Origin of the sequence: Streptomyces sp. NPDC050560, from assembly GCF_044457285.1 — a bacterium.
Classification (GTDB): Bacteria; Actinomycetota; Actinomycetes; order Streptomycetales; family Streptomycetaceae; genus Streptomyces.
In genome coordinates, this window is sequence record NZ_JBITGT010000005.1 from 246,548 (window position 1) to 259,652 (window position 13,105).

11 protein-coding genes are annotated in these 13,105 nt (G+C 72.7%); 7 read left to right on the forward strand and 4 right to left on the reverse strand.

The genetic code is table 11. The features are described 5' to 3' along the window. Nucleotides 1-61 precede the first annotated feature (61 nt). The 7 genes from ACIBIW_RS13290 to ACIBIW_RS13320 all read left to right on the forward strand — a co-directional run bounded on the left by ACIBIW_RS13290 (nt 62) and on the right by ACIBIW_RS13320 (nt 7,892). Complete coding sequence (locus ACIBIW_RS13290; protein ID WP_399335288.1) at nt 62-814, forward strand: GntR family transcriptional regulator; 753 nt, start codon at nt 62-64, stop codon at nt 812-814. Nucleotides 815-1,060: 246 nt separating this feature from the next. Continuing rightward, complete coding sequence (locus ACIBIW_RS13295) at nt 1,061-1,921, forward strand: SigB/SigF/SigG family RNA polymerase sigma factor (protein ID WP_399335290.1); 861 nt, start codon at nt 1,061-1,063, stop codon at nt 1,919-1,921. Between the two features lie 381 nt (nt 1,922-2,302). After that, nucleotides 2,303-2,476: an SPOR domain-containing protein gene (locus ACIBIW_RS13300; RefSeq protein ID WP_399335292.1), complete on the forward strand. Its 174-nt coding sequence runs from the start codon at nt 2,303-2,305 to the stop codon at nt 2,474-2,476. A gap of 87 nt (nt 2,477-2,563) precedes the next feature. Then, a complete protein-coding gene (locus ACIBIW_RS13305) occupies nt 2,564-3,064 on the forward strand; it encodes a (deoxy)nucleoside triphosphate pyrophosphohydrolase (protein WP_399335294.1) in 501 nt (166 codons plus the stop codon). Nucleotides 3,065-3,241: 177 nt separating this feature from the next. Further along, nucleotides 3,242-3,643 (forward strand): ATP-binding protein, encoded by a 402-nt coding sequence (locus ACIBIW_RS13310; RefSeq protein ID WP_399335296.1) that lies wholly within the window; start codon nt 3,242-3,244, stop codon nt 3,641-3,643. Nucleotides 3,644-3,796: 153 nt separating this feature from the next. Next, nucleotides 3,797-6,745, forward strand: coding sequence for a SpoIIE family protein phosphatase (locus tag ACIBIW_RS13315; RefSeq protein WP_399335298.1), 2,949 nt, complete (start codon nt 3,797-3,799; stop codon nt 6,743-6,745). A 46-nt stretch (nt 6,746-6,791) separates the two neighbouring features. After that, nucleotides 6,792-7,892 carry a hypothetical protein gene (locus ACIBIW_RS13320; protein WP_399335300.1) on the forward strand — a complete coding sequence of 367 codons (1,101 nt, stop codon included), beginning with the start codon at nt 6,792-6,794 and terminating at the stop codon, nt 7,890-7,892. 34 nt (nt 7,893-7,926) lie between these two features. Here the strand turns inward: ACIBIW_RS13320 and ACIBIW_RS13325 are convergent, their stop codons facing one another. From ACIBIW_RS13325 to ACIBIW_RS13340, 4 genes are all read right to left on the reverse strand, one after another. Then, nucleotides 7,927-8,862 carry a hypothetical protein gene (locus tag ACIBIW_RS13325; protein WP_399335301.1) on the reverse strand — a complete coding sequence of 312 codons (936 nt, stop codon included), beginning with the start codon at nt 8,860-8,862 and terminating at the stop codon, nt 7,927-7,929. 76 nt (nt 8,863-8,938) lie between these two features. Further along, nucleotides 8,939-9,769, reverse strand: a complete 831-nt coding sequence (locus tag ACIBIW_RS13330; protein ID WP_399335302.1) for a succinate dehydrogenase/fumarate reductase iron-sulfur subunit — start codon at nt 9,767-9,769, stop codon at nt 8,939-8,941. Then, nucleotides 9,766-11,724 (reverse strand): fumarate reductase/succinate dehydrogenase flavoprotein subunit, encoded by a 1,959-nt coding sequence (locus ACIBIW_RS13335; protein WP_399335304.1) that lies wholly within the window; start codon nt 11,722-11,724, stop codon nt 9,766-9,768. Before ACIBIW_RS13335 ends, ACIBIW_RS13330 begins: the two co-directional genes overlap by 4 nt. A gap of 75 nt (nt 11,725-11,799) precedes the next feature. Then, on the reverse strand, nt 11,800-12,621 hold the full coding sequence (locus tag ACIBIW_RS13340) for a hypothetical protein (protein ID WP_399335306.1): 822 nt from the start codon (nt 12,619-12,621) through the stop codon (nt 11,800-11,802). Between the last annotated feature and the right edge of the window lie 484 nt (nt 12,622-13,105).

Sequence of the window (13,105 nt, forward strand, 5' to 3'; positions counted from 1 at the left end):
CTTGCGGTAACCACCCACGGTTGCGAGGCTGTTGCTGTCTGTCAATCTGATGGGAGCGGCCGTGACTTTCGGTGAACAACCGGCGTACCTGCGCGTGGCAGGAGATCTGCGGAAGAAGATCGTCGACGGTTCGCTCCCACCCCACACCCGGCTCCCCTCCCAGGCCAGGATTCGCGAGCAGTACGGCGTCTCGGACACCGTCGCTCTTGAGGCGCGCAAGGTGCTCATGGCGGAGGGCCTGGTGGAGGGCCGCTCCGGCTCCGGCACCTATGTCAGGGAGCGCCCGGTGCCGCGCCGCATCGCGCGCTCCGGGTACCGGCCGGCCAGTGGCGCCACCCCGTTCCGCCAGGAGCAGGCCGAGTCCGCGGTCCGCGGCACCTGGGAGTCGAAGAGCGAGCGCACCGAGGCGGGTCCGCTCGTCGCCGGGCGGCTGCACATCGCCGAGGGCGACCCCGTCATGTGCACGCGCTACGTCTTCCGTGAGACCACCGACGCCATGATGATCTCCACCTCATGGGAGCCCCTTGCGGTCACCGGGCGCACCCCGGTGATGCTCCCCGAGGAGGGCCCGCTCGGCGGCATGGGCGTGGTGGAGCGGATGGCCGCCATCGACGTCGTGGTGGACAACATGACGGAGGACGTCGGCGCCCGCCCGGGCCTCGCCGAGGAGCTGCTGACCCTCGGCGGCGTCCCCGGGCACGTCGTCATCGACATCCGGCGGACGTACTACGCCTCGGGGCGCCCGGTGGAGACGGCGGACGTGGTGATCCCCGCCGACCGCTACCGGCTCTCGTACCACCTGCCGGTGCGATGACCCGGCCGCTTCCGGTACGCCGTGCCGAGGACGGCCCCGCGGACAAAGTGACGGGCCTTCGCGGGCAAGGCGGCGCGGCCCGCGGAGCCTTGTGCGCCAGGTCGCCGCGGGCGCCCCGAGGAGGGCTCCCGAGGGGCCGCGCAAGGCGTAGGAAAATCGGTACGTATGCGAGTCCGGGTTCCGGGTAGGCGTCGCTCTACCGACGGAGCGACACACACCGACGGACCTGGGGAGGCCACCGTGTCCATGGCGACGACCGAAGTGACGGAATGCCCGAAGACCGAAGTTCCGCCACGCGAGCGCGCCTTGCCGCGTGTGGAGAACCCGGCGGACGTGGCGCCGAAGGACGCCCGCGAGCTGTCCAAGCTGTTCTTCGCCCGCCTCGCCGAGCTGGAGGAGGGCACGCACGAGTACCAGGACGTGCGCAACACCCTCATCGAACTGAACCTGGCCCTGGTGAAGTTCGCGGCCACCCGCTTCCGCAGCCGCAGCGAGCAGATGGAGGACATCGTCCAGGTCGGCACCATCGGCCTGATCAAGGCGATCGACCGCTTCGAGCTGACCAGGGAGGTCGAATTCGCGTCGTTCGCCATGCCCTGCATCGTCGGTGAGATCAAGCGCTTCTTCCGCGACACCAGTTGGGACGTGCACGTGCCGCGGCGCCTCCAGGAGATGCGCATCGACCTGGCGAAGGCGTCCGAGACCCTGTTCCAGCGCCTCGACCGCTCTCCCACCCCCGCCGAACTCGCCGCCCACCTCGGCCGCGAGGAGGAGGAGATCATCGAGGGCATCGTCGCCGCCAACGCCTACAGCGCCTCCTCCCTCGACGCCCCGCTCGACAGCGGCAGCGACGAGGGCGGCGAGACCCTGGTCGACATCATCGGCGGCCCCGACGACGACATGGAGATCGTCGAGAACGTCCAGGCGTTGAAGCCGCTGGTGGAGCAGCTCGGCGAGCGCGACCGCACCATCCTGCGGCTCCGCTTCGGCGAGGAGATGACCCAGGCCGAGATCGGCGCCGAACTCGGTGTCTCCCAGATGCACGTCTCCCGACTCCTCAGCCGCATCACGGCCCGGCTGCGCGCCGGAGTCATGGCGCACGACTGAGGAGCCGTGCCGCAGCACGGCCGACGAGCCGTGCCGCACGGCCGAGGCCCGGCCCGCGCCGCCGCATCCCCAGGACGGCGCCCGCCGCCCGCCCCGTACGACCGCCCCCGTTCCCGCCCGGCCGCGGGAGCGGGGGCACCGTCGTACGGGGCGGTCATATGCCCCCGCCCGCCCCCATGACCAGCGCACCACGGCGCCGGACGGGCCGCGGCGCACGCCGGGGGCGCATGGGGCGTGGCCGGTTGCGTATCTCCGCGTGCCACCATGTGTGCGCTCCGTGAAGGCGGGGCGTACGCTCGGGCATATGCGGATAACGGCCGCCTCGATGACCGGGGTCGGAGGCAGGACGGGAGCACGCGCCAGGACCGTCGGGGGCACACGATGAGCGACACCACGGCCCCACTGGTCTGGTCCGTCATCCGTCAGGAGGAGAACGGCAACAGCTACCGCGTGGGCAGCTACGCGACCGAGGAGGAGGCCCGGAAGTTCCTCGACTCACTGGGCTCGCGCGGCCATGCCCCCCACCCCCGGTACGTCGTCGAGCGCATCGGCTGACACCCCGCCGCGCCCCCGCGCGCATCGATCGCCGGGTGGCCGAATAGGCACGGTGGCCCCCGGGGTACCCGGCGTAAGGTCACGGCCGTGACGGAGAGACTCGTGGTCGGTGGCGCCGTATGGGCCGAGGGGCGGCTGCTCGCCGCGCGCCGGAGCGCGCCCCCCGAGCTGGCGGGGCGCTGGGAGCTGCCCGGCGGCAAGGTGGAGCCGGGGGAGGCCCCGGAGAGCGCCCTGATGCGTGAGCTGACGGAGGAACTGGGCATCGAGACACTGCCCATGGCCCGGGTCCCCGGGCAGTGGCCGGTCGGCGCGGGGCGCACGCTCCAGGTGTGGGTCGTCTCCCTGCTGGCCGGGAAGCCCGAGCCGCTCCAGGACCACGACGAGGTCCGCTGGCTGGAACCCGACGCGATCTGGGATGTCGACTGGCTGCCGGGGGACGTCCCGGCGGTCCGCGAGACCCTGCGCGTACTGCGGCTGCCCGACCCGGCCGCCACCGCGACCGCCCCCACCGCCACTGCCGCCGCGACCGCGCCAACTGTGACCGCCACCGACCCGGCGGCCGGTCGGGGCGCCGGACCCGCCCAGTAGCTCCCGGCCGCTCACACCCGACGGGCCGAAGTCCCCTATCGGACAAAACAGGGAAAAGCGGGCAAGGGTGGCAACCGGGATAGTGCGGCGCCTCCCCGGGTATGCGTGCTATGTCACCAATGTGGTCGGTGGGGCACTGGTGACCGGCAAGGACGGCACCCCCTCCGCGCCCCTGGAGTGATCCACGTGATCGACGCCGCCGCGGACCGCGTCGAGTGGTCCTTCCCGGCGGACCCGGGAGCGGTGCGCACGGCCCGCACCCTGGTCAGGGCCCGGCTCGCCGACTGGGGCGCGCGGGAGATCGAGGACGTCACCGCGCTGCTCGTGAGCGAACTGGTCACCAACGCCGTGCGGCACGCCGACGGCCCGATCCGGCTCGCCGTCTCCCGCACCCCCCGCCGCACCCTGTTGGTGGAGGTCTCCGACCAACTCCCCGATCCACCACGCGCCCGCACCGCGGAACCCGACGACGAGGGCGGCCGTGGCCTGCAACTTCTCGCCCGTTCCGCGCAGCGCTGGGGCACCCGTCTCGCCGGTGCGGGAAAGACGGTGTGGTTCGAGCTGACGCTGCCTGGTTAGAAGTCAGGGAGTGCGGTTTCGCTTGGCCGAATCGAGTTGGGACCGTGCTGTGATCGTGAACACCGTGTCGGAAGGGCTCGGAGTGCTGGATACTGCGGTCAGCCGCACCCGGTGGCCGGTACCGGACGCGGTGAGCTGGAGGGGACGGATCGCGTGAGCGACATACCAGCGAAGGCCACGGCGTCCGAGCCACCATCGGGCGGTCCGGCGGACGACGCGACGGGCGGCACCAAGGCGCCGTCCGGTACTGGGCGCACGCCGAAGCAGGCCGCCGCGCAGGCCGGCTCCGACCACGCCGAGGGGCACACGGGCGGCGACCAGGACCCCGCGGACGACGGGCCGCCCGGGGACCCCGCCCCGCCGCGTGGCGACGTCGACGAGGCTCCCACACCCGACAAGACGCGCGCCGAGGGGGGGACGGTTCCCGCACAGCCGCGACTTCCCGAACGGCCCCGCCGCGCCGGAGGCCCGCCCCGCGCCGCCGCGTCCCCCGCGCAGCCCGCACGCCCCGCGCCCGCCGCGCCGCCCGCCCCCGCGCGGGGCGCGGAGGACCGTACCGCCGATGCCGACGCCGGGGTCCCCCCGGGCGACATGTGGCAGAGCAGCCCGCCCGGTTCGCTCTACGACTACGTGCGCGTCGCCTCGTTCTCGCTCGGCCCCGACGGGCTGATCGACCAGTGGTCGCTGCGCGCCGAGCAGTTGTTCGGCATCGACGCGGAACACGCCGTCGGCAAGGACCCGGTGGAGGCGTTCGTACCGCCCGCGCTGCGCGACCGCGGCCAGCGGAAGATGACGGAGATCCTGGACGGCAGGGAGTGGACCGGCACCGTCCCCTTCAGCGCCCCCGCGACCGGCGACGCCGAGCGGCCCACCGAGGGCATCGCCGAGATCTACGTCATGCCCACCCGCACCGAGCGGGGCGAGCATGCCGCCGTCTGCATCGTGGTGGACGTCCGCGTGCTGCACGACATCGAGACCGACCTCGCCGCCTCACAGGCGATTTTCGGTCAGTCTCCGTTCGGCTTCCTGCTGTTCGACCGCGATCTGCGGGTGCTGCGCACCAACCGCCGCTTCGCGTCCGTCTTCGGCGGCAAGGCCGCCGACCACCGGGGCCGCACCGTGCATGACTACCTGCCGCGCGCCGAGGCCGACCGCCTCGGGGCCGCGCTGCGCCGGGTGCTCGACACCGGCGAGACCGTCCACGACATGCAGCTCATCGGACCCACCCCCCGGTCGTCCGAGCGCCGCCACTGGTCCGTCAACCTCTACCGCGTGCACAGCGGTTCCGGCACCCCGATCGGTGTCGCCGGGCTCGCCACCGACGTCACCAGGCGGCACGCCGCCGCCCGCGAGGCCGCCCTCGCCCGCCGCAACCTCGCGCTGCTCAACGAGGCGGGCGCCCGCATCGGCAACTCCCTGGACCTGGAGACCACCGCGAGGGAACTCCTCGACGTCACCGTCCCCGGCTTCTGCGACATCGCCTCGGTCGACCTCTATCAGGGCCTGCTCCTCGGCGACGAGACCCCCCAGGGCCAGTGGGGCGCGACCGGCGGCAGGACCGGCGCGGGCAGCGGCGCGCTGCGCCGGGTCGCGTACGCGAGCGCCGTCGCCGACGCCCCCTTCGGCGACGGGCTGCCCCCCGTCGCGGTCGGCGCCGTGCACCACTTCCCCTTCTCCTCGCCGAACGCGGGCGCGCTGCGCACCGCGCGGCTGCGCCACATCACCGGCGGCAGCGGCCTGATCCAGTCCACGCTCGCGGTGCCGATGGTCGCCCACGACACCGTCGTCGGCCTCGCGCAGTTCTCCCGCACCAAGGGCAGCGAGCCGTTCGGCGACCGGGACCGCGCCCTCGCCTCCGAACTCGCCGCGCGCGCCGCCGTCTGCATCGACAACGCCCGCCTCTACCGCCGCGAGCACGAGCGCGCCCTGATCCTCCAGCGCTCCCTGCTGCCGCCAGGCGACCCGGAGGCGTCGGGCCTCGACATCGCCTGCCGCTACCTGCCGGGCAACGCGGCCACCGAGGTCGGCGGCGACTGGTTCGACGTCATCGAACTGCCCGGACACCGCACCGCCCTCGTCGTCGGCGACGTCATGGGCCGCGGCCTGCGCGCCGCCGTCGCCATGGGCGAACTGCGCACCGCCGTCAGGACGCTGGCGCTGCTCGACCTGGAGCCCGCCGAGGTCCTCGAAGCGCTCGACGAGATCGCCCGCGGCCTCGGCACCCCGGGAGGGGTGCAGCAGGCCACCCGCACCGCCCGGCAGAACCGCGACGCCGACCTCTCCGAGGTCTACCTCGCCACCTGCGTCTACGCGGTCTACGACCCCGTCACCCGGCGCTGCACCTTCGCCAACGCCGGCCATCTGCCCCCGGTGGTGGTCGAGCCCGGCGAGCCCGCGCTCATGCTCGACGTGCCCCCCGGCATGCCGCTCGGCGTCGGCGGCGAGCCCTTCGAGGAGGTACGGGTCGAACTGGCCGAGGGCGCCCTGCTCGCGCTCTACACGGACGGCCTCGTCGAGTCCAGGGATCACCCGCTCGACGAGGGCCTCCAGGCGTTCGTCGACACCCTCACCGAGCCCTCCAGGCCCCTTGAGGACGTCTGCGACCACGTCCTCGGCACCCTCGACACCCACCACGGCGAGGACGACGTCGCGCTGCTGATGGCCCGGGTGCAGGGGCTGCCCGAGGACCGCGTCGGCGACTGGAAGCTGCCCAGGGAGGCGCAGAGCGTCGGCCGGGCTCGCGAACTCGCCCGCGCCCGGCTGCTCGAATGGGACCTCGACCCCCTCGCCGACACCGCAGAACTCCTCGTCAGCGAGCTGGTCACCAACGCCCTGCGCTACGGCGAGGGCGAGATAAGGCTGCGGCTGCTGCTCGACCGCACCCTGGTGTGCGAGGTGTGGGACGCGGGCCTCGTCCAGCCGCGCAGACGGCGCGCCCGCGACACCGACGAGGGCGGGCGGGGGCTGCAACTCGTCGGCCTGCTCAGCGCGGCCTGGGGCTCACGGCGCACCCCGGCGGGCAAGACGGTGTGGTTCGAGATGTCCCTGCCGGACGGCAGCAGCGGGGAGCCCGACCCCGAGGCACTGCTCAGCCTCTTCTGACCACCCCTCACGCCCCTCCGACACCGCCGCCCCTACTCTTTCGGCCATGTGTGCGGGGATGCGGCAGGGGTGGGGCGCCCGGTGGCGGGCCTGGTACGGGCGCAGACGCGGCCCGGAGCGCACCGGGCGGCCGCCGCGCTCGCGCCGCCGGATCTGGCTGAGAAGGGGCGCCGTCACCCTCGTGGTGCTCGTCGTCCTGCCGGTCGCCGCCGCCGGGACGGCGCTGCGGCTGAGCTACGCGGGCGAGCCGCCGCCCGGCACCAGGACCCGGGGCCGCGACGCGCTCTGGCTCGGCCACGCCTGGGTGGACGGCCGCAAGGACGAGGCCGACGTGGAGGCGCTGGGCGCCCGCCTCTCCGGCACCGGCATCCGCGACCTCTACGTCCACACCGGGCCCCTGGAGCACGACGGCTCGCTCCCCGGCTCGCTGCACCCGCGGGCCGCCTGGCTCATCGCCGCCGTGCACCGGCTGCTGCCCGGGGTGCGGGTGCAGGCGTGGCTGGGCGACGCGCTGGCGAGCGAGTCGCCCACCGGGCTCCACCTGGAGCGCGCGGCCACCCGCGACCGTGTCGTCGGCTCCGCGCGCACGGTGCTTGCCACCGGCTTCGACGGCGTCCATGTCGACCTTGAGCCCCTGCACTCGGGCGACGCCGACTACCTGCGGCTGCTCGACCGGCTGCACCGCGCGACGGCGCACGGGCACGCGCTGCTGTCCGTCGCCGCCCACCAGATCGACCCGCTGCCCGCCACCCACGCCGTCGCGGGCGCCCTCACGGGACACCCCAAGTGGTGGTCGCAGCGGTACTTCGGGCAGGTCGCCCGCCGGGTCGACCAGATCGCGGTGATGTCGTACGACACCGCCATGCCGCTGCGGAGCCTGTACGGCGGCTATGTCGCGGAGCAGACCGCGCTCGCCCTCGAAGCCACCCCGCGCGGCACCGACCTGCTGCTCGGCCTGCCCTTCTACCAGGAGGAGAACATGTCCCACCACGGCTACGCGGAGACCGTCGCGGCCGCGGTGCGTGGGGTGCGCCTCGGCCTCGGCCGCACCGACCGGGACCGTGCGCGCTTCGGCGTGGCCCTGTACGTGGACTTCGCGGCCACGGAGCGGGACTGGGCCGAGTACCGGGAGGGCTGGGCGCCGTGAGCGGCGCCCGCGCCGTGCGGGCCCCGGCGGTGGCTCAGAGCCAGTGCAGCACGGCGTTCGGGAGCTGGAAGTTCGCGTTGTACTCGCCCGGCGGCACATCCTTCGTGTTCTTCCACCCCATTGTCACCATCGGGGTGCCGCCCGAGCCCTCGTCGATCTTCGCGCCCTTGTAGCGCTTGCGCGAGCTGTCGCGCAGGGTCTTCGCGGTGGCCTCGGCTCCCTTCTCCGACACGGTCAGCGCGCACAGCTTCTCGGTGGGCCGGCTGCCGCCGTCGAGGTGGCCGCCGATGCCGAGCAGCTTCACGTCCTTGTTGTTGCGGCTGCTCTCGCCGTACAGGGTCGCCTCGTAGGTGTCGCCCAGGCAGTCGGCGACCTTGCGGAAGTCCGGGTCGTCGGCGAGGGACTTGTCGGGCTCCTGCGCGGAGACCGCGTACTTCGCCTTGTCGGCGACGGTGGCGCGCGCGGAGTCGGAGATCTCGACGGTGGTCTCGCCCTTCTTGGTGAGGCGGGAGACGCCGCCGTCGGTCTTCTCCGTGTAGCCGCGCTTCTTCAGCGCCGCGGCGACGGCGTCCCGGTCGAACGTGCCGGTCTGCCGCCCCACCGGCTGGTTCCCGACCAGGACGGCCGTGTCGACCTGGCTCTCGTCGAAGCCCCAGTAGCTCTTCAGCGGCCCCGACGAGTAACTGTTCAGCTCCGCCAGGTTGAGCCCCGCGAGCGCGGAGTACTGGCGCTTGTCCTTGCCGCGGGTCAGGCCCCTGGTCACCGACACGTCCTGGAACATCACGACGTCCCCCGAGCGCGCCGTGGGCACCCCCGACAGCGCGCTCCGCAACGGGGTGTCGCCGCCACCGCCTGAGGAGCCCGCCGCGTCGGCCGGGTCCTTGGAGTCGTTCGAGCCGCAGGCGGTCGCCGACACGGCGAGGGTGGCGCTGACGGCGAGGGCGGCGAGCAGCCGGGCAGGTATCCGCATGGCCGGAAGTCTGGCACAGCCGCCAGGGGCGCACTACGGGGCTCGAACACCGCCCGTGCGCCCCGCGCCGACGCCGTTACTCACGCCTGCGGATCTTGTTGCCGAGCCACACCAGCGGGTCGTACTTGCGGTCCACCGCGCGCTCCTTCAGCGGGATGAGCGCGTTGTCGGTGATCTTGATGCCCTCGGGGCACACCTCCGTACAGCACTTGGTGATGTTGCAGTAGCCGAGGCCGTGCTCCTCCTGCGCGGTGCGCTTGCGGTCGAGGCCCTGGTCCGGCGCCCCGTCCAGCGGGTGCATGTCCAGCTCGGCCACCCGCATCAGGAAGCGCGGCCCGGCGAACGCCGTCTTGTTCTCCTCGTGGTCGCGCACCACATGGCAGGTGTCCTGGCACAGGAAGCACTCGATGCACTTGCGGAACTCCTGCGAGCGGTCCACGTCCTCCTGCTGCATCCGGTACTCGCCGGGCCCGAGGTCCTTCGGCGGTACGAACGCGGGCACCTCGCGGGCCTTGGTGTAGTTGAAGCCGACGTCCGTGACCAGGTCCCTGATCACCGGGAACGCCCGCATCGGGGTGACCGTGACGGTGTCGGTGCGCTCGAAGACGGACATCCGCGTCATGCACATCAGCCGGGGCCGCCCGTTGACCTCCGCGCTGCACGAACCGCACTTGCCCGCCTTGCAGTTCCAGCGCACCGCCAGATCGGGCGCCTGGGTGGCCTGGATGCGGTGGATGATGTCGAGCACCACCTCGCCGTCGTTGACCTCGACCGTGAAGTCCTCAAGGCCGCCGTCGTCGCTGTCGCCGCGCCAGACCCGGAAGTGCGCCTCGTACGAGGAGGAGTCCGCGGGGGCTGTGGTGTCCTGGCCCGCCGCCGGGCCCTGGGATGGGGTGGTCGTCGTCACTCGGGAAGCTCCTCATCGGCGAGGTACTTGGCCAGCTCGTCCTTCTCGAAGAGGGCCAGCAGATCGTCACGTACGGGTTCTGTCTCCTCGCGGGTCAGCTCGATCTGCCCGCGCTCCGGCGGCACGGGCGGTACGGAGCCGGGGGCGGCGTCCCCCGCGGCGGCCAGCCGGCACAGCAGGTTGACGCTCCGCCAGGAGCGGTCCATCACGGAGTGGTCCTCCCTGGTGTGGCCGCCGCGGCTCTCGGTACGGGTCAGCGCGGCCCGCGCCACGCACTCGCTGACCAGCAGCATGTTCCTGAGGTCGAGGGCCAGGTGCCAGCCGGGGTTGAACTGCCTGTGCCCCTCGACCCCGGCGCGCCTCGCCCGCGCCCGCAGCTCCACCAGGCGCTGGAGCGCCTGCTCCATCTCGGGCTCCCGGCGGATGATGCCCACCAGGTCGTTCATGGTCTGCTGCAACTCCTGGTGCACCGCGTACGGGTTCTCCGGGAGCCTGCCCTCCTCCGGCTCCTCGCCCTCCGCGGAGAACGGCCGCAGCGCCTCGGCCGCCGCCGCGTCCAACTGCGCCTCGTCGACCGCGGGCAGTCCTCCGGCCGCCGCCGCGGCGTGCTCGGCCGCGTAAAGACCGGCCCTGCGGCCGAAGACCAGCAGGTCGGAGAGGGAGTTGCCGCCGAGCCTGTTGGAGCCGTGCATACCGCCCGCGACCTCGCCCGCGGCGAAGAGCCCCGGCACCCCGCGGGCCGCCGCGGTGTCCGAGTCGACGGCCACACCGCCCATCACGTAGTGGCAGGTGGGGCCCACCTCCATGGGCTCCGCGGTGATGTCGACGTCCGCCAGCTCCTTGAACTGGTGGTACATCGAGGGCAGCCGCCTGCGCACCACGTCAGGCGGCATCCGTGTCGACACGTCGAGGAACACCCCGCCGTGCGGCGAGCCGCGGCCCGCCTTCACCTCGGAGTTGATGGCGCGCGCCACCTCGTCCCTGGGCAGCAGCTCGGGCGGGCGGCGGTTGTGGTCCGGGTCGTCGTACCAGCGGTCGCCCTCCTCCTCCGACTGGGCGTACTGCTCCTTGAAGACATCGGGCACGTAGTCGAACATGAACCGCTTGCCCTCGGAGTTGCGCAGCACCCCGCCGTCGCCGCGCACCGACTCGGTGACGAGGATGCCCTTCACCGACGGCGGCCAGACCATGCCCGTCGGATGGAACTGCACGAACTCCATGTTGAGCAGCGGCGCGCCCGCGAGCAGCGCGAGCGCGTGCCCGTCGCCGGTGTACTCCCACGAGTTGGAGGTCACCTTGAACGACTTGCCGATGCCGCCGGTCGCCAGCACCACGGAGGGCGCTTCGAGGACGAAGAAGCGGCCCGACTCGCGCTCGTAGCAGAACACGCCCGCGACCCGGCCGCCGTCCCCCTCGTCCTTGAGCACCCGGGTGACGGTGCACTCCTGGAACACCTTGAGCCGCGACTCGTAGTCACCGGTCTCCCGCTCGTCCTCCTGCTGGAGCGAGACGATCTTCTGCTGGAGGGTGCGGATCAGTTCGAGCCCCGTACGGTCTCCGACATGGGCGAGCCGCGGGTACTCGTGCCCGCCGAAGTTGCGCTGCGAGATCCGCCCGTCGCCTGTGCGGTCGAACAGGGCGCCCCAGGTCTCCAGCTCCCACACCCGGTCGGGGGCCTCCTTGGCGTGCAACTCGGCCATCCGCCACTGGTTGAGGAACTTGCCGCCGCGCAGGGTGTCGCGGAAGTGCACCTGCCAGTTGTCGCCCGAGTTCACATTGCCCATGGCCGCGGCGATGCCGCCCTCCGCCATGACGGTGTGCGCCTTGCCGAACAGCGACTTGCAGATCACCGCGGTGCGCGCACCACGCTCGCGGGCCTCGATCGCGGCCCGAAGACCGGCGCCCCCGGCGCCGACCACGACCACGTCCCACTGCTGCCGCTCCACTGAAGACATTTCGTACGTCGCTTCCCATCCGAAGTCGTGCGGAACCGGACGGGCGGCCGGACTCGTCCCCGCCGCCCGCGCGGTCTAGAAAAGCCGCGGGTCGTCGAAGGCGCCGCTCGCCAGCAGGTACACGTACAGGTCGCAGACGGCCACGCTGATGAGCGAGGACCAGGCAAGCAGCATGTGCCGGGCGTTGAGCCTCCCCACCCACTGCCACATGCGGTAGCGCACGGGGTGTTTGGAGAAGTGCCGCAGACGGCCGCCGACGATGTGCCGGCAGGAGTGGCAGGAGAGGGTGTAGGCCCAGATCAGCACGATGTTGACCAGGAAGACGAGGGTGCCCACGCCCATGTGCCCGAAGTGGTGGTCGGCATCGCGGAACGAGAGCACGGTGTCGTACGTCAGCACCCCGGCCACCAGGACGGCCGCGTAGAACGCGTACCGGTGGATGTTCTGGAGGATCAGCGGGAAGCGGGTCTCGCCCGAGTACTTCTTGTGCGGCTCGGCCACCGCGCAGGCGGGCGGTGAGGCCCAGAAGCCCCGGTAGTACGCCTTGCGGTAGTAGTAGCAGGTCAGCCGGAAGCCGAGCGGGAAGATCAGGATCAGCAGCGCGGGCGACAGGCCCCACCAGGGGCCGAAGAGGTCCCAGTTGGGCCCGCCGTCCATCGGGCGGCAGTTGTGCGCCAGGCACGGCGAGTAGAACGGTGAGACATAGGGCGCCGCGTAGTAGTCCGCGTTGGCGAAGGCCCGCCAGGTCGAGTACGCGATGAAGGCGAGCAGCCCGGCCGCGGTCGTGGCGGGCGCCAGCCACCAGCGGTCGGTGCGCAGATGCGGCGCGGCGATGGCGGCCCGGGTGCGGGAGCGCACACCGCCGCGCTGGATCGGAGGTTCGGTGTCAGTGGCCAACGGGGCTCCACTCCACGGGGTCAGGGTGCGTGACGGTCCCGTGCGCCGAGCCTGCTGCTGCCCGTAGGAGTGCCGTAGGTGGCGCCTCGGCGCCCGGCTGTCGCCCGGGTGCCCGGTGCCGCCACGGGGTTCCGTGTGCGGTCGGGGGCCGGTTTCGATGCGGACATGACATGCCCTCACTTCCGCGGTGCCTCGGGCGGCTTCGTGGTGGCGGTGCGGTGCTCCTGGTGGCGGTACGGGTTCTCTTGGCGGTGCGGGACGCTGTCGACGGGGCCGGGGGCTTCCGGCGGCGCCGTTGTGCGTGCTCGGCCGGTGGTTGAGCACACGCGTGCCCCCGGCCGCGCCGGAGATCCACGCGCGCCTGCGAGTGTTGCGCGTCACATGACCACTTGGGAAGAGGGCCGCCAGGAATTGACCACGCGGGGCCGCCCTCGCCGACGTGTGCGATTCCCTCCGGGCGGCCGGTGCGGGCGGGGCGCGGGGC